General features: G+C 67.8%; 20 protein-coding genes. 14 read left to right on the top strand and 6 right to left on the bottom strand.

Features of this window, described 5'->3' with window-relative positions:
- The first annotated feature begins 25 nt into the window (after positions 1–25).
- Positions 26–403 carry a hotdog domain-containing protein gene (locus ACZYZ7_RS25370; RefSeq protein WP_135455963.1) on the top strand — a complete coding sequence of 126 codons (378 nt, stop codon included), beginning with the start codon at positions 26–28 and terminating at the stop codon, positions 401–403.
- Positions 400–1,236 carry a beta-keto acid cleavage family enzyme gene (locus tag ACZYZ7_RS25375; protein WP_463742092.1) on the top strand — a complete coding sequence of 279 codons (837 nt, stop codon included), beginning with the start codon at positions 400–402 and terminating at the stop codon, positions 1,234–1,236. The genes ACZYZ7_RS25370 and ACZYZ7_RS25375 overlap by 4 nt, the downstream gene beginning before the upstream one ends.
- 18 nt (positions 1,237–1,254) lie before the next feature.
- Here the strand turns inward: ACZYZ7_RS25375 and ACZYZ7_RS25380 are convergent, their stop codons facing one another.
- Positions 1,255–2,025: an SHOCT domain-containing protein gene (locus tag ACZYZ7_RS25380; RefSeq protein ID WP_463742093.1), complete on the bottom strand. Its 771-nt coding sequence runs from the start codon at positions 2,023–2,025 to the stop codon at positions 1,255–1,257.
- Between the two features lie 46 nt (positions 2,026–2,071).
- Between ACZYZ7_RS25380 and ACZYZ7_RS25385 the strand changes: the two genes are divergently transcribed.
- Together ACZYZ7_RS25385 and ACZYZ7_RS25390 are read left to right on the top strand one after the other, a co-directional pair.
- On the top strand, positions 2,072–2,314 hold the full coding sequence (locus ACZYZ7_RS25385; RefSeq protein WP_135455969.1) for an LPXTG cell wall anchor domain-containing protein: 243 nt from the start codon (positions 2,072–2,074) through the stop codon (positions 2,312–2,314).
- Between the two features lie 2 nt (positions 2,315–2,316).
- Positions 2,317–3,360 (top strand): class I SAM-dependent methyltransferase, encoded by a 1,044-nt coding sequence (locus tag ACZYZ7_RS25390; protein ID WP_463742094.1) that lies wholly within the window; start codon positions 2,317–2,319, stop codon positions 3,358–3,360.
- 16 nt (positions 3,361–3,376) lie between these two features.
- Here ACZYZ7_RS25390 and ACZYZ7_RS25395 read toward each other — a convergent pair whose 3' ends face one another.
- On the bottom strand, positions 3,377–4,927 hold the full coding sequence (locus tag ACZYZ7_RS25395; RefSeq protein WP_463742095.1) for an acetolactate synthase large subunit: 1,551 nt from the start codon (positions 4,925–4,927) through the stop codon (positions 3,377–3,379).
- A 188-nt stretch (positions 4,928–5,115) separates the two neighbouring features.
- On the opposite strand from ACZYZ7_RS25395, the gene ACZYZ7_RS25400 reads away from it, so the two are divergent.
- The 5 genes from ACZYZ7_RS25400 to ACZYZ7_RS25420 all read left to right on the top strand — a co-directional run bounded on the left by ACZYZ7_RS25400 (position 5,116) and on the right by ACZYZ7_RS25420 (position 9,844).
- Positions 5,116–5,946, top strand: coding sequence for an SDR family NAD(P)-dependent oxidoreductase (locus ACZYZ7_RS25400; protein ID WP_463742096.1), 831 nt, complete (start codon positions 5,116–5,118; stop codon positions 5,944–5,946).
- Positions 5,943–6,599 carry a TetR/AcrR family transcriptional regulator gene (locus tag ACZYZ7_RS25405; RefSeq protein ID WP_463742097.1) on the top strand — a complete coding sequence of 219 codons (657 nt, stop codon included), beginning with the start codon at positions 5,943–5,945 and terminating at the stop codon, positions 6,597–6,599. The genes ACZYZ7_RS25400 and ACZYZ7_RS25405 overlap by 4 nt, the downstream gene beginning before the upstream one ends.
- A gap of 25 nt (positions 6,600–6,624) precedes the next feature.
- Complete coding sequence (locus tag ACZYZ7_RS25410; RefSeq protein WP_135455979.1) at positions 6,625–6,999, top strand: ArsR/SmtB family transcription factor; 375 nt, start codon at positions 6,625–6,627, stop codon at positions 6,997–6,999.
- Positions 6,996–8,954 (top strand): heavy metal translocating P-type ATPase, encoded by a 1,959-nt coding sequence (locus ACZYZ7_RS25415; protein WP_463742098.1) that lies wholly within the window; start codon positions 6,996–6,998, stop codon positions 8,952–8,954. Before ACZYZ7_RS25410 ends, ACZYZ7_RS25415 begins: the two co-directional genes overlap by 4 nt.
- 332 nt (positions 8,955–9,286) lie before the next feature.
- A complete protein-coding gene (locus ACZYZ7_RS25420) occupies positions 9,287–9,844 on the top strand; it encodes a hypothetical protein (protein ID WP_463742099.1) in 558 nt (185 codons plus the stop codon).
- A gap of 45 nt (positions 9,845–9,889) precedes the next feature.
- Here the strand turns inward: ACZYZ7_RS25420 and ACZYZ7_RS25425 are convergent, their stop codons facing one another.
- A complete protein-coding gene (locus ACZYZ7_RS25425; RefSeq protein WP_463742100.1) occupies positions 9,890–11,710 on the bottom strand; it encodes an Hsp70 family protein in 1,821 nt (606 codons plus the stop codon).
- Between the two features lie 63 nt (positions 11,711–11,773).
- On the bottom strand, positions 11,774–12,847 hold the full coding sequence (locus ACZYZ7_RS25430; protein ID WP_135455988.1) for an NAD(P)H-dependent amine dehydrogenase family protein: 1,074 nt from the start codon (positions 12,845–12,847) through the stop codon (positions 11,774–11,776).
- A 141-nt stretch (positions 12,848–12,988) separates the two neighbouring features.
- Between ACZYZ7_RS25430 and ACZYZ7_RS25435 the strand changes: the two genes are divergently transcribed.
- Positions 12,989–13,735, top strand: a complete 747-nt coding sequence (locus tag ACZYZ7_RS25435; protein WP_463742101.1) for a 3-oxoacyl-ACP reductase family protein — start codon at positions 12,989–12,991, stop codon at positions 13,733–13,735.
- 3 nt (positions 13,736–13,738) lie between these two features.
- On the opposite strand, the gene ACZYZ7_RS25440 is transcribed toward ACZYZ7_RS25435, so the two are convergent.
- Together ACZYZ7_RS25440 and ACZYZ7_RS25445 are read right to left on the bottom strand one after the other, a co-directional pair.
- Positions 13,739–14,809: a DUF4185 domain-containing protein gene (locus ACZYZ7_RS25440; protein WP_463742102.1), complete on the bottom strand. Its 1,071-nt coding sequence runs from the start codon at positions 14,807–14,809 to the stop codon at positions 13,739–13,741.
- 19 nt (positions 14,810–14,828) lie between these two features.
- Positions 14,829–15,368: a hypothetical protein gene (locus tag ACZYZ7_RS25445; RefSeq protein ID WP_463742103.1), complete on the bottom strand. Its 540-nt coding sequence runs from the start codon at positions 15,366–15,368 to the stop codon at positions 14,829–14,831.
- A gap of 146 nt (positions 15,369–15,514) precedes the next feature.
- On the opposite strand from ACZYZ7_RS25445, the gene ACZYZ7_RS25450 reads away from it, so the two are divergent.
- Genes ACZYZ7_RS25450 through ACZYZ7_RS25465 form a run of 4 tightly spaced genes read left to right on the top strand, consistent with a single transcriptional unit; the run spans position 15,515 to position 20,461 of the window.
- Entirely contained in the window at positions 15,515–17,038 is a 1,524-nt protein-coding gene (locus tag ACZYZ7_RS25450; protein ID WP_463742144.1) for an ABC transporter substrate-binding protein, read from the top strand.
- The gene (locus tag ACZYZ7_RS25455; RefSeq protein ID WP_463742104.1) at positions 17,035–18,021 is read left to right on the top strand and encodes an ABC transporter permease; all 987 of its coding nucleotides are present in this window, start codon (positions 17,035–17,037) and stop codon (positions 18,019–18,021) included. Before ACZYZ7_RS25450 ends, ACZYZ7_RS25455 begins: the two co-directional genes overlap by 4 nt.
- On the top strand, positions 18,018–18,899 hold the full coding sequence (locus tag ACZYZ7_RS25460) for an ABC transporter permease (protein WP_135455996.1): 882 nt from the start codon (positions 18,018–18,020) through the stop codon (positions 18,897–18,899). Before ACZYZ7_RS25455 ends, ACZYZ7_RS25460 begins: the two co-directional genes overlap by 4 nt.
- Positions 18,896–20,461: a dipeptide ABC transporter ATP-binding protein gene (locus ACZYZ7_RS25465; RefSeq protein ID WP_463742105.1), complete on the top strand. Its 1,566-nt coding sequence runs from the start codon at positions 18,896–18,898 to the stop codon at positions 20,459–20,461. Before ACZYZ7_RS25460 ends, ACZYZ7_RS25465 begins: the two co-directional genes overlap by 4 nt.

Consider the following 20,461-nt stretch of genomic DNA (forward strand, 5'->3'; position numbering starts at 1 on the left):
CGAGAACAACGACCAAAGGAATTCGATGACCGAGATCGTCCACCGTCGGTATGTGTCCTATGCCGACGCTCACTACGCCGGCGGACTCATCGACGGCGCCTACGTGATGCGGATCTTCGGCGAAGTGGCCACGGAGCTGAGCATCGTCACCGAAGGTGACGAGGGTCTGCTCGCAGGCTATGAGGCGGTCGACTTCCATGAGCCGGTGCTCGCCGGGGATCTGCTGGAGGTGACCGGACGCATCACCTCGGTCGGGCGGCGCAGCCGGCGCCTCGAGTTGCAGGCGCACGTCACGTCGCGGTCGGACCACACCGAGCGGGAGTCTGGCGCCGTCCAGCTCGCGGAGAAGCTGCTGGTAACGAGCGCGGTGGCGGTGCTGGTAGTGCCCGGAGCGGAGAAGTGAGCGCAGTGTTCATCACCGTTGCCCCTACCGGCGCCGAATCGACGAAGTCCGACAATCCGAACATTCCGCTCCAGCCCGACGAGATCGTTGCCGAGGCGATCGCGTGCGAACAGGCCGGTGCGGCACTGATCCACATTCACGGCCGCGACGCTGCGGGCAACTCGACGCTTGAGCATTCCGTGCTCAGCGAGATCGTCGCAGGAGTTCGGGAGCACACCGACCTCATCGTGCAGCTCTCGACCGGCGGCAGTGTCCACGATCCGTTCGAAAATCGGTTGAAGGTACTGGATCTGGAACCCGAGTCATGTTCATTGACCTGCGGCACGGTCAACTTCGGTCGCGACGTGTTCTCGAATCCGCTCGGATTCATCGAAGAGCTCTACCAGGCCGCCCTCGATCGCGAGGTGCTGCCGGAATTCGAGTGCTTCGACTTCGGACACATCGCCACGTTGCACCGCCTGCTCGATCGCTTCGGGCCGCCCAAGCAAGGTGTGGTCCACTGCAATCTGGTGATGGGCGTGCCCGGCGGAATGCCCGGCAATACCAGCACACTGGTGGCCGCGCACGCCGCGTTGCCGCAGGGGTGTTCGTGGTCGGCGACGGGTATCGGCCGGGCGTCGGTACCGGTGCTGCTGACGGCGATGGCGCTCGGCGGCAATGTCCGGGTCGGGATGGAGGACGTGTTGCGATACTCGGCATCCGAGCCGGTGACCGGAAATGTTCAGCTGGTCGAACGCGCCGCGCAAGTGGCCCGAATTGCCCAGCACGAGCTGCGCGATGCGGCTCAGACCCGTCGCGCGCTGGGACTGAGCCGGCTGGCGTCCGCCACCTGACCGGACCGCCTCCCAGCCTCAGCTTCCCAGGATCCGGCGCTTTTCCGCTTCGAACTCCGCCTCGGTCAGCGCACCGGTATCACGCAGGGCAGCAATCGTTTTGAGCTGTTCGAGCCTGACCGCCTGATCAGTGGGAACCTCAGGCTGGGCATAGGTCGGCGCATAGGTGGGCGTCCCCTGTGCCGGCTGATCCAGCGGGGGCCAGCCGGCCGGAGCACCGAATCCCTCCGGCGCGACCGGATATGTTCGCTTCCCCGAGCGCATCGACCACACGATCGAGGCGGCCAGTGCGGCGCCGCCCAGGAGCGCCACACCGATGAAGGGCCACATCACCCAGTAATAGGGGCTGCTGTGACCGAAGGCCAGCCGGGGGTTCTGAGACTCGAACACCGAAGCCTTGGCGTCGATCCGGTAGGTACCGGCCTGCTCGATGTGCGCGGTGAAGACCCGCACCGTGACTTCCCGGTTGGTCTTCGAAGAGCTGCTCATCGAGTCGGTGATGCGCGGGTAGGCGACGCCCGCCGGCGGAGTGATGCCCAGTTGGATCGGAGGGACATGCACTCCTTTGCCGCCTACCGTGAGGGTGGTGGCGCGATAGCTGATGTCCACATCACCGGCCGGCAGCTCCAGGCTGGCCGTGCCGGGAATCGGCACCTCCCCGTAGGCGTCGTCATCAGCTATCACGAACGCGTTCACCATCACCGAGACGATCACGCCGAGAACACCGACGACCAAGGCGACGACCGACACGATGATGGCAGTGCGCGGGGCGCTCCGTCCGTTACTCACGGCCGAAGTCTGTCATAGCCGGTGAGTAGCGAGCTACCGTCGGGGTATGCCTCGCGACGAGACCGAATCCCCCGCAACGACCGGCCCGGTCCGGCGGTTTGCGCTGCGCTACTGGGTGGCCCTGATCCTGGTCGCCCTCGCCGCGATCTTCGTCGCGCAGAACCGTGATCGGGTCGGCGTGCACGTGCTGTGGGTGACCGTCGAGTCGCCGATGTGGTTCATCTTGGTCATCATTTTCGTCATGGGTCTTCTCATCGGACTGCTGCTGCGCCGGCGGCGGCGAGGCTAACCATGCCCGCGCGCCGCCGAACGACGCCCCACCCGCATACCGCCGGAATGAGTTCGGCGATCAAGCTTCTCGAGCTGGCTGCGCGCACCGTGCCGATCCCGGCGCCGCCACAGCCCATCGTCATCGCCGATTACGGAGCGGGCACCGCCCAGAATTCGATGCAGCCCGTCAATGCCGCGATCACGGCCCTGCGCGGCCGCACCCGCCCCGAGCACTCGGTCCTGGTGACGCACACCGATGTCGCCGACAACGACTTCTCCATGATGTTCCGGATCCTCGAAGAAGATCCGGAGTCCTATCTGCACAAGGATTCGGCCACGTTCAGTTCGGCCATCGGCCGGTCGTTCTACGGCCAGATCCTGCCGTCGAACAGCGTGCACCTGGGCTGGTCGGCCTGGGCGATCGTGCGGTTGGACCGGGTGCCGATGCCGGTCACCGATCACGTCGTCGCCGCCTACAGCTCCGATGACCGGGTGCGCGCCGCCTATGCCAGGCAGGCGGCTCACGATTGGCACGAGTTCATCGCTTTTCGTGGCCGCGAGCTGTGCCCGGGCGGTCGCCTGGTGGTGTTGACGACCGCGCTGGACGACGACGGCGACTTCGGTTATCGACCGTTGTTCGGGTCCGTGTTCAGCACGCTCGCCGAGTTGGTCACCGACGGTGTGGTCAGTGCCGACGAGGTCGCCGCGATGTCGCTGCCGATCGCCGGCCGCCGCGCCGCGGATTTCGCCGCGCCGTTCGCCCCGTCGGGTCGGTTCGAGCGGTTGGAGATCCAGCACGTGGAGCTGTTCGACGCCGAGGACCGCATATTCAACGCGTACCGCAGTGACCGCAACGCCCGCGCTTTCGGCACTCGCTGGGCCGATTTCTGCCGGTTCACCGCGTTCGCCGATCTGGGCGCGGCGATCGGCGGCGCCCCAGACCGATTGCCGGCGTTCTACGACCGGCTGCATGCGGGCATCGCGGCCCGGCTGTCTGCTGAGCCCGAGGAGATGCGCATACCGATCGCGGTAGTGGTGTTGGAGAAGCGCCGACCGAGCCAGTGATCGACGCGCCCCTCGGTTATCCCGGCGACCACGTCGGCAGTGCGGCGTCGATCAGGTGTGGACCCGGCTCTGCCAGTGCCGCGCGGAACTGGTCGGCGAGTTCCTCGGCGGTCCCGGCCCGGGTGGCCGGTACACCGAACCCCTCTGCGATGGAAGCGAAGTCGATGTCGGGCCGGCGCAGATCGAGTAGCGAGCGCGACCGCTCCCCATCGGCGTGCGTGCCCACTCGCAGCAGCTCAAGCTGCAGGATGGCATAAGCGTGGTTGTTGAGGATCACCACCGTGACATCGAGTTGCTCGCGGGCCATCGTCCACAGTGCCGAAATGGTGTATGCCGCACTGCCGTCGGATTGCAGAGCGATCACCGGGCGGTCCGGCGCGGCGATCGCGGCTCCCACCGCCACCGGCAGGCCCTGCCCGATGGCGCCACCGGTCAGGGTGAGGACATCGTGACGCGGAGACGACGCGGTGGCGGCCGGCAGGAACACCCCACTCGTGTTGGCCTCATCGGAGATGATGGCGTTCTCGGGTAGCAGTGCTGCCATCACCTGCGCCAGGTTCTGCGGGTTGAGCGGCCCCGTCGGCAGGTCAGCCGGAGCGAGTTGCGGTGTGGCCGGCACCGTCCCACCCAATTCGTCTGCGAGGCCGGACAAATCGTCGATAGCCAGGGTACGGACTTCAGCCCCGTCGGGCACCAGCACGCTCGGCTTACCCGGATAGGCAAAAAACGACACCGGCGACTTCGCGCCGACGAGCACCAGATGCGTTGCCCCGGAGAGCTGTTGAGTGGCCTGCTCGGCCAGGTAGCCGAGACGCTCGATAGCGGGTACCCCCTGCCCGCGGGTCAGCCGGGCCGGGAAGGTCTCGACCAGGACGCGGGCCCCGGTGGCCGAGTGGATACGTGCTGCCGCCCGCAGACCGTCGACGCCGGTGGCCGCACCACCGAGCAGCAACACCACGCGCTCCCCCTGCGCGCGCAGCAGTTCGGCGGCTCCGGCGACATCCATGTCGCCGCCCGACGCCGGCTCTTGGGGAGACACCTTGTCCGACAACGGGTTCTGCGGTGCGCTGCCCCAGGAATAGTCGGCGGGCAGGATCACGGTGGCGACCCGTCCGGGCGCACCGGTCGCGCTCTGCACGGCGCCGTGGACGGCCGCGTCGAGATCGGCCGCCGATTCCGGCCGGTGTACCGAACCGTGCGCCCAGTGCCCGAGCGCGTCGATATCGGATTCCAGCGGTGCGTCGAGAGGTTGGTGGTAGGTCGCATGATCGCCGACGACATTGACCACGGGGCTGAACGCCCGGCGGGCGTTGTGCAGGTTTGCCAGGCCGTTGGCCATGCCGGGGCCGAGGTGTAGCAGCGTCGCCGCGGGCCTGCCGGAGATGCGGGCGTACCCGTCGGCGGCTCCGGTGGCGACGCCTTCGAACAGGCACAACACCGGGCGCATGTCCGGGGCAGCATCCAACGCCGCAACGAAGTGCATTTCCGAGGTGCCCGGGTTGGCGAAGCACACGTCGACGCCTTCGGCGAGCAGACGGTTCACCACCACTTCGGCGCCGGTGCTCATGACCGCCCACAGATGACGGGACAGGTGATTTCGAAGCTGTGGTCACGTTTCTGCCGGCCGTTGTGCACCCGTCCATATTGATCGGCTGCGGCCCGCGATGCCAGCACCGGCCGCACACCACCCTTGACTGATTATCAGTCAGTCTGTCACGGTAGTCCTGCCGAACAAACGGCTGAGCGGAGCCAGACATGCGACACCGGGCGATTGACGACCTATCCGGCAAGAAGGCGGTGCTCACCGGCGCATCGAGCGGGATCGGCCGCGAGCTGGCCCTCGCTCTTGCTCGCCGGGGCGCAGTGCTCGCCCTGGCCGCCCGCCGCGCGGACCTGCTAGGTGCCCTCGCCGACGAGATATCGGCCACCGGGTCACCCCGGCCCACCGTCTTCCCCGTTGACCTGGCCGTGCCGGGTGCGGCGGCCGAGCTGGGCCGCCAGGTCCTGGACTCCCTCGGTGGAGTCGACATCGCGATCAACAACGCCGGCACCAACTTGACCGGAGCTCAATCGGTCATGGCCGACTCGGCAGCCGCCCGGCAGGTGTTCGAAGTCAATCTCTGGTCCCCGATGGCCCTCACCGCGGCGGTTCTGCCCGCGATGCGGGCCGCGCACAGCGGCGTCATCGTCAACGTCACCTCCACCGTGCAGGCGGTGCCGCTCCCCTTACTCGGTTATTACGCCGCCTCCAAAGCAGCACTGGCCCAGGCCACGAGATCGCTGCGACTCGAGCTGGCGGGCACCGGCATCCGGGTGCTGGAAGTGGTGCCCGGCGCCACCGATACCGCGCTGCGTGACATCGACGAGCTGCGGTGGAAAACGGCGCCGCCGCCGACCTTTCCCCCGGTGGCACCGGCATCTGTCGCGGCCGCCGTGGTCCGCGCACTGGAGCGGGGCGCGGGACGCGTCGTGCACCCGCGCTACTCCCTACTCCCGCTGGAAATTCCGGCGCTGGGACGACTGGTCGCCGCGGTGGGTGGCCGTCGGGTCGATACCCACGGCGCGCTGGCCGGACCGCATCGATGAGCACCCGGACCAAGCCGGTCGATCGGCGTCAGCTGATTGTCGATACGGCCCGGAAACTGTTCGCGACACGTCCGTACGACCAGGTCACCACCGCGCAGGTCGCCAAGGACGCCGGTGTGGCCTACGGATTGATCGCTCACCACTTCGTCAACAAGCGCGGCCTGTACCTCGCGGTGATGAACGAGATCGCGGCGGAGATCGCGGCTGCGCAGACGGCGCCCGCCCTCCCCGATGCGCCGCTGGCCGATCAATTGCGCCATGCTCTGCGCGGCCATATCACCCACATCGATTCCTACTCGGACAGTTTCGTCGCATTACTGCGCGGCGCGCTGGGCGCCGACGCCGAACACCAGTCGGCCGTCGAACACCTCCGCTGGCTGGGAGCCCAGCGAATCCTGTTGGCACTAGGCGTCGTCGATCCCATCGCGCCCATCCTGCGCACCACCATGCACGGCTGGATCGGATTCCTCGACGAGATGATGATCGACCGCATCGCCCATCGCGACCAGGACGTCGACGTCCTGGTCGAACTCGCCGCCACCGCGCTCGCCACCGCCCTGCGCACCGCGGCCACACTCGACTCCTCGATCATTTACACGCCCGAGGCCGTCGAAGCCCTGGAGTCCATCGCGACCGGGGCACGGGAGCGATGACCGGAGGGTTGGCTATCATCGTCGCATGGCGATGAAACCTTCTTCTGCCGATGTTTCGGCCGCGGTGAATCTCGATGCGGCGACGGCGTTGTTCCACAGCCTCTCCGATGGCACCCGGTTGGCGATCCTGCGCCGACTGGCCGTCGGTGAGGCCCGGGTGGTGGATCTGACGGCAGAGTTGGGGTTGGCTCAGTCGACAGTGTCGGCGCATCTGGCCTGCCTGCGTGACTGCGGGCTGGTCGATTTCCGCGCAGAGGGTCGTGCCTCGGTGTATCGGCTGGCCCGCCCCGAGTTGTTGGAGATGTTTCGGGCCGCCGAGGCTGTGCTGACAGCCACCGGCAGTGCGGTGGCCCTGTGCCCCAACTACGGCCACCCCGCGGAGCGGAAGTCCGTGCAATGAGCGACGCGTGCGGTTGCGGCAACGACCGCCCCGCTGGCGCGGACGGGCAGGAACCGGAACGGCTCTGGGAGGTCAGCGAACTGCGCGCGGCCGCGGCCGCCGGTGTGGCGCTGGTGGCCGGCTATGCAGTCGGCTGGGCCGGCGGACCGCGCCCGGTCGAGCTCGGCCTGTACGCGGTCGCGCTGTTGATCGGGGCGTGGACATTTGTGCCGTCCACACTGCGCCGCTTGGCCAAGGGCCAGATCGGGGTCGGGACGCTGATGACGATCGCCGCCGTGGGTGCGGTGATCCTCGGCGAAGTCGGCGAGGCCGCGATGCTGGCGTTCCTGTTCTCCATCAGCGAGGGGCTCGAGGAGTACTCCCTGGCGCGGACCCGCCGCGGGTTGCGGGCGTTGTTGTCGTTGGTGCCCGATGAAGCCACCGTCGTGCGTGGCGGCATCGAAATTACGCTCGCTCCCAGTGAGTTGCGGCTGGGTGACCGGATGCTGGTACGGCCCGGGGAACGGGTGGCGACCGACGGGGTGATCGTGGCGGGCCGCACGGCGCTGGACACTTCGGCGATCACCGGTGAATCGGTGCCGGTCGAGGCCGGTCCCGGCGATGAGGTGTTCGCCGGGTCGATCAACGGCACCGGCGCGCTGGATGTCGAGGTGACCAGTACTGCCGCGGACAACTCGCTGGCTCGCATCGTGGCGATCGTGGAGGCCGAACAGTCCCGCAAGGGCGTGAGCCAACGGCTGGCCGACCGCATCGCCAAACCGTTGGTGCCCGCGATCATGGCCGCCGCGGCACTGATAGCCGTGATCGGCAGCGTGGTCGGTGATCCCGTGGTGTGGATCGAACGAGCCCTGGTGGTGTTGGTGGCGGCGTCGCCGTGCGCGCTGGCGATTTCTGTGCCGGTCACCGTGGTCGCCGCGATCGGAGCGGCCAGCAAGCTTGGCGTCCTGGTCAAAGGCGGGGCCGCGCTGGAAGCCCTGGGGGCAGTGCGGACCATCGGGCTGGACAAGACCGGCACCCTGACCTCCAACAAGCCCACCGTCATCGAAGTCGCCACCGCCAACGGCGCCACCCGCGAGCAGGTGCTGGAGACCGCGGCGGCGTTGGAGGCTCGCAGCGAACACCCCCTGGCCGCGGCGATCCTGGCCGCCGCCGGCCCCGTTCAGCCCGCCGAGGGCGTGGAAGCGGTCACCAGTGCCGGACTGGTCGGTCAGCGTGACGGCCGCAGGCTGCGCCTGGGCCGGCCCGGCTGGCTGCACCCCGGCGCGTTGGCCGATCGAGTCGCGGCCATGCAGGCCGCCGGTGCCACAGCGGTACTGGTTGAAGACGATGACCAACTCATCGGCGCGATTGCGGTGCGCGACGAACTGCGCCCCGAAGCCGGCCAGGTCGTCGAGGCGTTGCGCCGAGACGGTTATCAGGTGGTGATGCTCACCGGGGACAACACCGCCACCGCCACCGCGCTGGCCCGACAGGTGGGCATCGAGGTCGTCCATGCCGACCTGCGTCCGGAAGACAAAGCGACGCTGATTCGTCAACTGCGCCAAAAGCAATCGACGGCAATGGTCGGCGATGGGGTCAACGACGCTCCCGCGTTGGCGACCGCGGACCTGGGTATCGCCATGGGCGCCATGGGTACCGACGTGGCCATCGAAACCGCCGACGTCGCCCTCATGGGTGGGGACCTGCGCCATCTCACCCAAGCTTTCGGTCACGCCCGGCGCGCCCGCCGCATCATGATTCAAAACATCGGCCTGTCACTGGGATTGATCGCGATACTGATCCCGCTCGCTCTCACCGGAGTGCTGGGATTGGCCGCCGTCGTTGCCGTGCACGAACTCGCCGAAATCGTTGTCATCGCCAACGGCGTGCGCGCCGGGCGCACCGAGGGACTTGCCGTCACCGATCGAAACTCAGTCGCCGCGTTGTCAGATGCTACATCGACAGCCGCCAGGTAACGGATGCAGGCCCGGCCATACCGACTCGAGTGTGAGTCCCAATATCCCACCGCAAGAACGCTATTCAGCGAATGCGTTCAAAGATCCCATTGGCCCCGGAGGTACTGCCGGCACACAATTGTTCCTCAGCGCTGTGAGATCACCGCGGGGCGCCGAGGTCGACTTCGACGACGATTGGCGGTGCCTGCGCTACAGCTGGTGACCCCACCACCATATTCGTCTACTATTCAGGTACGTAGATAGCGCACGATCCACCCCCAGGTTGACGGAACGCGTGGCCGCCCACAAGACCGGGAGCGGATCGCCGTCGGGCACCACCGATCGGAGCAGCCATGACCGAATTCACCCGCCGCACCGTCCTTACCCTGGCAGTAGGCGCCGGCGGTCTGATGGCGCTGGGATACCTGCTGCGCAGCAACACCTTTGGCGTGCCCACCGGTCGTTCCGAGCCCAACATGATGGGCGTATCCGGGGTCGACATGAGCCGCTACATGACCATGTTCGCCCGACACACCGAGCTGCGACGCACCGTCGAGGAGATCCCCGGAGGCGTACGCACCACCACCGAGTCCGACTCACCGGACCTGGTCGCCCAACTACACGCCCACGTGTCCTCGATGTATGACCACCTCGGCCAGGGCGCCGAGGTGTCCTGCATGAGCTCGACCCTGCCCACCCTGTTCCGCCGGGCCGGTGACTACCAACGGCAGATCACCTTGACCCCAGCCGGGGTCATCGCGACCGAAACCTCCACCGATCCCGACCTGACCGCCACCATCCGCGCCCACGCCCGCGAAGTCACCGGGTTCGTCGTCGACGGGATGCCCGCCATGATGGGCCCGATGATGGGTGGCGGCATGATGGGTGGCGGCATGATGGGCCCACACTAGCCACCGCGAATCCGACTTCCCTGCAACGGATCACGCACGGGCGCATCAGCCCCCGGTGTGGCCGCCGCCCGGAGCCGGAACCCACGGCAGGCCGGGGATCGTCGGATACGGCGCGGTGGGGCTCCACGGCGCCTGGGTGGTGGTCGGCGGCTGGGTAGTGGTCGGGGCCTGCGTGGTGGTCGGCGGCGCTTCCGTCGTCGTCGGGGGGGCCTCGGTTGTCGGGGTCGGCGTCTCGGCCGGCGGCGGATTCTCCGTCGCCGGCGGGGCCGCCGGCGCAGGCTGCTCCACGGTCTGCGTCACGGTGCGCGGGGCAGGCGCCTCGTGCGTGACGGTCTGCGGTGCGTCGACAGTCGCGGGTTCGTCGACCGGAGCGGCAGGTGCGGTCTCGTCCGCAGCGGCAGTCGTCGACGGGACCGCCTTGGTGTTGGACACCGGACGGGTGGGCTCATCATTGCCGGTAATGCTGATCAACACCGCCACGACGGCGACGAGCACCGCTGCGGCACCGGCACCCAGGATCACCGGAGGCCGCCGGTACCAGGGCCGCGCCGCGATCTCGTCGCGTTCGGTCAGCTCACGCTCCCCGAACTCGAGTTGGGGGCGCGCCGCGGTGCGTCCCCCCGCGGGTTCGAATCCGGTGTCGAAATCGGCCCCGTAATCGTCTCCGTAACGTTCGGCACTGTAGTCATCGACCGGTGCGACGTCGGGCACGTTCTGGGCATCGGACCAGGCCAACGCCTGGGGTGCGGCCGGGGGCTCGGGCGCGACCAGTGCGGCGGCGGTGGTCGGCGGGGCCCCAGCGGAGGCCGGGGCCATCGCGGTCATGCCCTCCTCGGCGGTGCCGCGCACCCCGATCAGGCCGCCCCCGATGGCCGGGGTCAGCTCCGGCCGGGCCGCGGTGATCACCGGCAGTCGCAGGTGCTCGGACAGCGTCGTGGTGATCGCCGGGATCCTGGCGCCGCCGCCGGTGGTGGCAACCGCCACGAGCTCACCGGGGCGCAGCCCGGCACGATCTACCGCACCGTGCAGCACCGACATGAACTCACGCAGCGGTCCGGCGATCACATCATCGAGTTCGTTGCGGTTCAATCGCACGTCGCTGCGATGCCCGGGCAGTTCGGCGACCAGCGCCGTGACGGACTCGGTGGACAGACGCTCCTTGGCGCGCCGGCACTCGGCGCGCAGGCGGCCCAGCGACCCGATGGCCGAGGTGCTGGCCAGGTCGATCGTTCCGGCCGCGGACAGGTCGTTCACCACATGGGTGAGCAGCCCCTGATCGATCAGGTCGCCCGACAGATCGGGGTGCCGAATCGTCGGCGCGATCGGCTGATACCCGTTGTCCGCGTCGGCAAGCGTGATGCTGGTGCCGCTGCCCCCGAAATCGCACACGGCGATCACACCGCGCGTCGGCACCCCGGGGTTGTCCTGCAATGCGATCAGTGCCGCCCTCGCGTCGGGCACCAGCACCGGATCGCCGAAGCCTCCGACCGCGGCCAGTTCGGTGCGCAGCGCCTCGACCTGGTTGGGCCGCCAATGCGCGGGATGGGTGACGGCGATCGGATCGGCCGGCGGGCGTCCCCCGGTCAGCGTGCGCAGCAGCGCCGCCAGGGCGTCGGCCAGCACGGCCTCGCCCCGGTGCGACGAGCCGTCGGGGGCCAGCATCCCGACCGGGTCCCCCACCCGCTCGACGAAGTCGGTGAGGATCAGACCTCGTTCGTTCAGGTTCGGGTTCTCGCTGGGTACGCCCACTTCAGCGGCCCGATGCGGGAACAGCGTCAGCACCGGCGACCGCGTCACCGCGGCGCGGTTCACCACTACCGCTGTGAGGTTGGTCGATCCAATCGACAACCCGATCCCGTCAGCCATGTCACCCCGTTTCGAGAAGAACCCTATCCGGTAGTCCATCTCGTTTGACGGGGCTGGCGTTACCTAGCGAATGGTGCCCAGGCCTGGAATCAGTGGTAGATCCAGGGGTGTCACCCATCCCGGCGAATGTTCATTGACCGCGGGCACGGCGTTGAGCGCCCGCAGTCCGGTGGCCAGGCAGCCCGCGGCGGCCGCATCGCGCCCGGAGCCGTCGGTGAACCGGAACGCGGTCTCCTGGGAGATGCTCGGGGTGCCCTCGATGTCGACGCGGTAGACGTCGTTGTCGTTTCCGGACGGCCAGTCCGGTGCGGCGTCCAGGCCGATCCGGTTGACGTGCTCGAGCTGAATCCGGGTCTCGCCGCGGTAGACGCCGTTGATCGTGAAGCGCACGGCGGCGACGTTGCCGGCCGGGATGATGCCCTTGGCCGATTTCCGTTCATCCGGGGTGATCCATTTGTCCCACGTGGTGGTGATCTCGTCGAGCTCGATACCCGCCGCGTGCGCGATCATCGGAACCGTTGCGCCCCAGGCGAAGATGAGGATGTCCGGCGTTTCGAGCAGCGCCCGCTTCTCGGGCGGCCTCCCGATGCCCATCTCGAATTCGTAGTCACCGGTGTAGTTGGTGTAGTCCAGCAGTTCCGACGCCCGCACGCTGCGTATCTCTGAGCACAGGCCCATCAAGGTCATCGGGAACAGGTCATTGGCGAAGCCGGGGTCGATCCCGGTGGTGAAGCACGACGCCCCTCCCGCCTCGCAGGCCTCGGTGATCGGCTCGATCCAGGCCGGCGGGTTGAGGTGCATCTTGGGCCAGACCCAGGGGGTCATCGCGGTCGAGCAGACATCGATACCGGCCCGCAGGAATCGGCCGATCACATCGATGTTGACGTCCGCATGGGCGGCTGTCGGCCCGTAATGCACCAACGCGTCGGGCTTCAGCGCGATGAGCGCGTCGATGTCGTCGGTGGCCCGGACCCCGATGGGGGCACCGAGGCCGCAGATCTCGCCGGCGTCGCGCCCGACCTTCTCCGGGTTGCTGACACCGACACCGACGAGTTCGAACAACGGGTGCTTGACGATCTCGGCGATCACCATCTGCCCCACGAAACCGGTGCCCCAAACCACTACACGCTTGACCATCCGAACACCCTGGCACAAAGTGGGGCCAATCACACCGAGAATCTCCAGTGACCGGGAATCTCCGCTCGGACACCGACCTTTACCAAGCATGGCCCACGGCCGGTCCGGCCGGAAAGCCTTTAACGCGTGGAAGGAAACGACATGACATCTGCATCCCTGGCCGGGCGGCGCGCACTGGTGACCGGAGGCTCCCGCGGGATCGGCGCAGAGATCGTCCGGCGCCTGGCCGCCGACGGCGCCGCCGTGGCGTTCACCTACGGATCGTCGGCGGCCGAGGCCGACAAGCTGGTCGCCGAGCTCACGGCCGACGGTGCCAAGGCCGTGGCGATCCAGGCCGACAGCGCCGATCCGGCCCAGGTCGCCGGCGCGGTCGAGCGCGCCGTGGCAGATCTCGGTGGTCTGGATGTCCTGGTCAACAACGCTGGGGTGGCGGTGATTTCGCCGATCGACGACTTCCCGCAAGAGCAATTCGACCGGTTGGTGGCGGTCAATATCGGTGGCGTGTTCGCCGCCATCCGCGCCGCAGTGGCCCATCTCGGCGAGGGGGCCCGGATCATCAACATCGGCAGCATCAACGCCGACCGGGTACCCGAGCCGGGGTTGTCGGCCTACGCGATGACCAAAGGCGCGGTCGCCTCGCTGACCCGAGGCCTGGCCCGCGAGCTGGGCCCGCGCGGGATCACGGTCAACAACGTGCAGCCGGGTCCGATCGATACCGACATGAACCCCGATCAAGGCGAGTTCGCCGAGGCGGCAAAGGGAGTCGTCGCACTGGGCCGCTATGGGCACACCAGCGACATCGCGGCCGTGGTGAGCTTCCTGGCCGGCCCGGAATCCGGGTTCGTCACCGGGGCGAACTGGAACGTCGACGGCGGGTTCACCGCCTGACGGTCACAGGTTGACGGGATCGGGCTGACGCGGCGTCTTGGAGGTGTCCTTCAGCCCGGCCTTGAACTGCATTGCCCGGTAAGGCCATCCCGTGTCGGTGCGCCATTGTGAGACCACCAGCCCGACGCCGCCGGTGATGCCGAAGCGGGAGCCCGGCAGCAGGTAGCCGCCGTAGAGCTGGGCGACCTTGTTGTGGGCCTGGTCCTCGGCCTCCCACGACGATCCGACGATCGGTGTCTGCACCGGGGTGGTGTACATGTTGGCCACCGGGGAGGACACCACCCGGTAGCCCAATGCGTATGAGGAGGCCAGGAATCCGCCCAGGACCCATCTGCCGGGAGCGGTGCGGCGGAAGGTCAGCTCACCCCAGGTCTCGTCCGGCGGGGTGATCGGCGTGGCCTGCCGCCCCCACTGCCAGCGTCCGTTGGTGAACCCCCAACTGACGTACTGCGACCGCCGGCCGATCTGATCGGGCCGGACCCGCATCAGGATGATGCCCTTGTCGCGCTGAAATCCCGTGGCCACCACGTACACCCAACCGTCGTGGGGATCGAAGTCCCACGACCAGCATTGGGCGTAACCATCGTGCAGGTCGGCCGGGAACTTCGCCTCCTCACCCAGATGGGTCCACGACACCCCGCTGTCGTCGGAGCGCCAGATCTCGGTCCAGATCACCGTGCCGAAGCCATGATTGACGATCGCATGTAGGTACAGCGAGTCGCCCACCCGCAGCAGATCCGACGGGATCACGGTGCTGATTCCACCATGCCGCCAACCGGATGCCTCGTCGTCGTGGATGTAGTGCCACAGTTGGCGCGCGTAGGTGGGGTCGGCTCCCCCGGCGAATTCGTAGACGATCTCGTGGTTGGCGTCGCCGGAGCCGATCAGCACCACCGGTGAACGCCAGTCGCCCTGCCCGACGCGGCTGCCGGAGAACGTGTCGCCGAATACCGACACCAGCTTGCCGTTGGGCGCGACGATCGACGCTCCGAGATCGGTGGCGGTGACGCCGAACCGGTCGGTGCGGCCGGGCCCGGTGATGTCGACGACTTTGCCGTCGATCAGCGGTAGCACTCCCCCTCGGTCCTTACGCCTAGGTGCACCACCGCAAGCCACCCGGCTCGCAGTCGAGCGGGTAGACGTCGACGGGCTTCGGCAACGGCTCCTTGAACGCCAGCTTGAACGGGAAGTTGAGGATCGCCGGCTCGATGGTGCCGCCACATGCCTGGTTGTGGGCCACGCTGCGGGTGCCGGTCATCGCAATATCGTCGAACTTGTAGGTCTCGGTGGTCGGCTCCCAGCTGCCGTCCGGGCACTGCATGCCTTCGATCGCCGCCGTCGAATACGTCCACACCCCGCCGGCGAGCCGTGCGTCGCCGCCCTTGAGGTCTTTGGTCGTCGCGACGTGCAGTCGGCATGCCACCGCCAGTTCGAGCGGCTCACGCAGATCGCCGACCACCGGGACGCAGGACGGGTACACCGTCCAGGTCTGCGGGTCCATGCCGTCCTGGGTGTAGGTGTAGACGCCCTGCATGACGGGATCGGCCTGTGCCGGGGCGGCAACCCCCAGGCTGAGTCCGATTCCCAGAGCCGACATCAGGGCGGTCGCGGCCGCCGCGCGCTTGAAGGTCACAATGGGTGAGTATCGCAGTCTTCATCAGCGTCGTCACCGGTATGGGTCCGGATATCTCACGCCGGCCCCCGTGGCGGCCCCAGCGGGTGAGCGTACGGCGGATCGCCCGCGGTGATCCTGGAGTAATCGTGACGACACGACCAGCGATGAAAACGTTGGCGGCAGTCCTGGTATTCGTGCTGGCTGCCTGCTCGGCGGCGTGTTCGACGGGCAGCCGAATCGACCTGGGCGACGAGTCGTCGGGCAATCTCATCGCGGCCATCGCAGGGGAACCCGATCAGCTCGACCCACACCGAACCAGCGCCTATTTCTCGTTCGAAGTGTTGGAGAACGTGTTCGACACGCTGGTCGAGCCCGACGAGGACCTACAGATGCGACCGGCGCTGGCGCAGTCCTGGGAGGTCAGCGACGACCAACTCACCTGGACGTTTCACCTTCGCGACGGCGTGCGCTGGCATGATGGCAGCCCGCTGACCGCCGACGACGTGGTCTATTCGTACCGGCGCATCATCGACGAACAACTGACCAACGTCGACAAGTTCAGTGCCCTCAGCAGTGTCACCGCGCCGGACCCGGCGACCGTGCGGATCACGGTCCGCCGGCCCACCCCGAACCTGCTGACCAACCTCGGCGGGTTCAAGGGCATGGCGATCGTGCAGCGCGCCAACGTCGAGAGCGGGCAGATCGCCACCCATCCGATCGGCACCGGCCCGTTCTCGTTCGCCGGACGGCGCAGCGGTGACTCCATCACGCTCAAGGCCAACCCGCACTATTGGGGAGGTGCTCCCCCGGTTTCCGGGGTGACGTTCCGGTTCATCTCCGAGCCGACGACGGCGTTGTCGGCGCTGCAGGCCGGCGAGATCGATTGGACAGATTCGGTGCCGCCGCAGCGGGTGGCACAGTTGCGCGACGACGACTCGCTGACGCTGGCGCTCACTCCGGGAAACGACTACTGGTATCTGGCGCTCAACGAAGCCCGGCCGCCATGGAATGACCCGCGGGTGCGCGAGGCCATCGCTTACGCCATCGACCGGGATGCGATCGCCGCGGCCACCAGCTACCGCACCGCGGAGGTCAACCAGCTGGCGATCCCGCGCGGCAGCCCGTGGTTCACCGACTATCGCCGCTACCGGTATGACCCCGATGAGGCCAAGGCCCTGTTGGGTCAGGCCGGTGCGGCCCCGAAGCAGCTCGACATGCTGGTGACCAGTGAGTATCCCGAGACCGTGACGGCCGCCCAGATCATCGCCGACAACCTTGCGGCCCTTGGCATCACGGTGAACATCCGCACGGTGGACTTCGCCACCTGGCTGGATGAGCAGAACACCGGGCATTTCGACATGCTGATGATGGGGTGGCTGGGAAACATCGACCCGGACGATTTCTACTACGCCCAGCACCACACGCACGGCACGAGCAATGCGCAGAAGTTCTCCGACCCCGAGGTGGACCGACTGCTGGATGCCGGCCGTACCGAAACCGATGTCGCCAAGCGAAAAGACATCTACGCCAAGGCCGCAACCCGGATCGCGGACCAGGCCAGCTACATCTACCTGTACAACCCGTCGGTGATCCAGGCCTGGGCCAACAACCTGTCGGGGTATCAGGTGCGCCGCGACGGTGCCGTCCGGTTCCGCACCGCCGACCTTGACGGAGATGAAACCCGGTGACCCAAAAGGCTTTGAGCACGATTCGTGCGAACCATCCGATCGTGGAGTTCCTGGCCCGCCGGCTGCTGTACTCGGCGGTGGTGCTCATCGGCGTGCTCGTGGTGGTATTCGCCCTGGTACACCTGGTGCCGGGCGATCCGGTCCGCATCGCGCTCGGCACCCGCTACACCCCGCAGGCCTACGACGCGCTGCGAGCGGCCAGCGGCATGGACCGCCCCATCGTCGAGCAGTTCTTCTCGTATCTCGGCTCAGCACTGACCGGCGACCTCGGCGTCAGCTTCCGCAACGGCGACCCGGTCACGGTGACCCTGCTCGACCGGCTGCCCGCCACCTTGTCTCTCGGGGTGGTCGGCATCCTCATCGCCCTGGTGATCGCGCTGCCCGCCGGGATCTTCGCCGCGCTACGGGAGGGCCGGGCCAGCGACGCGATCGTGCGGGTCGCCAGTCAGTTCGGGGTATCGGTGCCGGATTTCTGGTTGGGCATCCTGCTGATCGGCGTGTTCGCCTCGACGCTGGGCTGGTTACCCACCTCCGGATACCGTCCGCTGCTGGGTGATCCGGGCGGCTGGCTGCGCCACATCGTCCTGCCCGGTCTGACGGTCGGTCTGGTGGCCGGCGCCATCATGACGCGCTACGTGCGCTCGGCGGTGCTGGAGGTCGCCGCCATGGGCTACGTCCGCACCGCCCGGTCCAAGGGCCTGGCACCGCCGGTGGTCACTTTCCGCCACATCGTGCGCAACGCGCTGCTGCCGGTGTTGACCATCACCGGGATCCAGCTGGCCACGATCCTCGGTGGGGTCATCGTGGTGGAAGTGGTCTTCGCCTGGCCGGGTTTGGGCCGATTGGTGTTCAATTCCGTTGCCGCGCGGGACTATCCCGTGATCCAGGGTGCGGTGTTGTTGATCGCGGTGCTGTTCCTGCTGATCAACCTGCTGGTGGACGTGCTGTATGCGGTCGTCGACCCGAGAATCCGGCTGTCGTGACCACCACCCAAGATTCCCGCGTCGCATCCTGGCGGCTGCTGTTGTCGAATCCGGTCACCGCGGTCAGCGCCGCGGTACTGCTGGCGGTGCTGATCGTCGCGGTATCCGCATCCTGGATCGCCCCGTACGGCATCAACGACATCGACGTACCCAATGCGCTGCAGAGCCCCGGCACCGCGCACTGGTTCGGCACCGATGAGCTTGGCCGCGACGTGTTCTCACGTGTGCTGGTGGCGATCGCGGCCTCGCTTCGGGTCGCGGTGGTCTCCGTCGCGCTGGCCGCGGTGATCGGCGTGCTGGTCGGTGTGCTCGCCGGCTACCGGGGCGGGTGGATCGACACCGTGGTGATGCGCGTCGTCGACGTCATGTTCGCCTTCCCGGTGTTGCTGCTCGCGCTGGCGATCGTGGCGGTCCTCGGGCCCGGCATCACCACCACGATGCTAGCCATCGGGATCGTCTACATCCCGATCTTCGCGCGGGTCGCCCGGGCGTCGGCGCTCGGCGTGCGGGTGGAGCCGTTCGTCGCGGTGTCGCGGAGCATGGGCACCGGTGACGGCTACATCCTGATCCGGCACATCCTGCCGAACATCGCCGGGCCGTTGATCGTTCAGCTGTCCCTGTCGTTGGCATTCGCGATCCTGGCCGAGGCCGCACTGTCGTTCCTCGGGCTGGGCATCCAACCGCCGCAGCCGTCACTGGGCCGGATGATCTTCGACGCTCAGGGATTTGTCACGCTGGCCTGGTGGATGGCGGTGTTCCCGGGCGCGGCGATCTTCGTGATGGTGTTGGCTTTCAACCTGTTCGGCGACGGGATGCGCGATGTGCTCGATCCGAAACAGCGCACTTCGATCGAGGCGAGAAGGGCAGGGCGCAAATGAGCCAGCCGGTGCTGGAGGTCAACGATCTGCGAGTAGCGATCGGTCGCCGCGAGATCGTACGGGGTGTGGCCTTCGAGGTGCACCGTGAGCAGACCGTCGGCATCGTCGGTGAGTCCGGATCGGGTAAGTCGATGACGGTGCTGGCCGCCACCGGCTTGTTGGACGCACCGGGTGCCGTGGTCATGGGCACCAGCACCTTGGCCGGCGGTTCCCAGTTGATCGGGGCGTCGGCGCGGGCGCTGCGCGCGGTGCACGGCGGCCGCGTCGGGTTCGTCTTCCAGGATCCCGGGACGTCGCTGAACCCTCTGCTGTCCCTGGAACGGCAGATCACCGAAACCCTTGAGACACACCGCAAGATGACCCGGCGCCAGTCGCGGGTGCGGGCCGGTGAGCTGCTCGAGGCGGTCGGACTGTCCCCCGATCGGCTCGATGCGTACCCGCACCAACTGTCCGGCGGGCAGCGTCAGCGGGTGATGATCGCGATCGCCCTGGCCTGCGATCCGGAACTGCTCATCGCCGATGAACCGACGACCGCGCTCGACGTCACCACCCAGGCCCAGATCATCGAGCTGGTGGCCGATCTGCAGCGGGATTTCGGAACTGCGGTGGTGTGGATCAGTCACGACCTCGGGGTCATCGGCCAGGTAGCCGATGAGGTGACCGTGCTGCGCGACGGCGAGGCCGTCGAACAGGCACCGATCCTCGAGGTCTTCGATCATCCCCAGCACGCCTACACCCGCGAGTTGCTGGCAGCCCGGCCGCTGCTCGACGGCGCCGGACCCGCACCCGCCCCGGCCGATACACCGGTTCTGTTGCACATCAACGAACTTGACGTGCGGTACGGATCGGTGCATGCCGTCAAGGACGTCTCGTTTCAGCTGCGACGCGCGACAACGCTGGGGATCGTCGGCGAATCAGGGTCGGGCAAGTCGACGGTGGCCGCCGCGCTCACCGGGCTGGCGGAGCCGTCGGCGGGTACCGCGACGCTGGACGGCGAGGACGTCTTCGCCGGCGGGCGCGCCCTGCGCCGGCGGATCAGCCTGGTGTTCCAGGATCCGTTCGCTTCACTCGATCCGCGGGCCCGGGTCAGCGCTGCGATCGGCGAACCGCTGCGCGTGCACCGGTTGGCCACGGGGCGTCGGGCCCGCGCCGAGCGGGTGGCTGAGTTGCTCGAACTTGTGGGACTGCCAACAGATTTCGCGTCACGGTATCCGCACGAGCTGTCCGGCGGCCAGCGGCAGCGGGTCAGTATCGCCCGGGCGCTGGCCACCAAACCCGACGTGGTCATCCTCGACGAGTCGACGGCGTCCCTGGATGTGTCGGTGCAGTCACGGGTGCTGGACCTCTTGTCCGAGCTGCAGCGCGAGCTGGGATTGACCTACCTGTTCATCGCGCACGACCTGGCGGTGGTGCGGCGGATGTGTCACGACGTGCTGGTGATGCGGGCCGGCGAAGTCATCGAGTACGGCCCGGCCACCGAACTGTTCACCGCACCTGAGCACTCCTACACGCGCACACTACTGGCCGCGGTTCCGCCCGCCAGACCGCGGCAGCGGGCCTGA

The organism is Mycobacterium sp. IDUB_17 (assembly GCF_055419465.1).

Bases quoted from the DNA above. Each gene is read 5' to 3' on its own strand.
- ACZYZ7_RS25405 (WP_463742097.1), top strand. From the start codon at position 5,943: ATGAGCACCCGGACCAAGCCGGTCGATCGGCGTCAGCTGATTGTCGAT.
- ACZYZ7_RS25450 (WP_463742144.1), top strand. From the start codon at position 15,515: ATGAAAACGTTGGCGGCAGTCCTGGTATTCGTGCTGGCTGCCTGCTCG.
- ACZYZ7_RS25410 (WP_135455979.1), top strand. From the start codon at position 6,625: ATGGCGATGAAACCTTCTTCTGCCGATGTTTCGGCCGCGGTGAATCTC.
- ACZYZ7_RS25370 (WP_135455963.1), top strand. From the start codon at position 26: ATGACCGAGATCGTCCACCGTCGGTATGTGTCCTATGCCGACGCTCAC.
- ACZYZ7_RS25425 (WP_463742100.1), bottom strand. From the start codon at position 11,710: ATGGCTGACGGGATCGGGTTGTCGATTGGATCGACCAACCTCACAGCG.
- ACZYZ7_RS25430 (WP_135455988.1), bottom strand. From the start codon at position 12,847: ATGGTCAAGCGTGTAGTGGTTTGGGGCACCGGTTTCGTGGGGCAGATG.
- ACZYZ7_RS25400 (WP_463742096.1), top strand. From the start codon at position 5,116: ATGCGACACCGGGCGATTGACGACCTATCCGGCAAGAAGGCGGTGCTC.
- ACZYZ7_RS25420 (WP_463742099.1), top strand. From the start codon at position 9,287: ATGACCGAATTCACCCGCCGCACCGTCCTTACCCTGGCAGTAGGCGCC.
- ACZYZ7_RS25385 (WP_135455969.1), top strand. From the start codon at position 2,072: ATGCCTCGCGACGAGACCGAATCCCCCGCAACGACCGGCCCGGTCCGG.
- ACZYZ7_RS25390 (WP_463742094.1), top strand. From the start codon at position 2,317: ATGCCCGCGCGCCGCCGAACGACGCCCCACCCGCATACCGCCGGAATG.
- ACZYZ7_RS25415 (WP_463742098.1), top strand. From the start codon at position 6,996: ATGAGCGACGCGTGCGGTTGCGGCAACGACCGCCCCGCTGGCGCGGAC.
- ACZYZ7_RS25465 (WP_463742105.1), top strand. From the start codon at position 18,896: ATGAGCCAGCCGGTGCTGGAGGTCAACGATCTGCGAGTAGCGATCGGT.
- ACZYZ7_RS25435 (WP_463742101.1), top strand. From the start codon at position 12,989: ATGACATCTGCATCCCTGGCCGGGCGGCGCGCACTGGTGACCGGAGGC.
- ACZYZ7_RS25395 (WP_463742095.1), bottom strand. From the start codon at position 4,927: ATGAGCACCGGCGCCGAAGTGGTGGTGAACCGTCTGCTCGCCGAAGGC.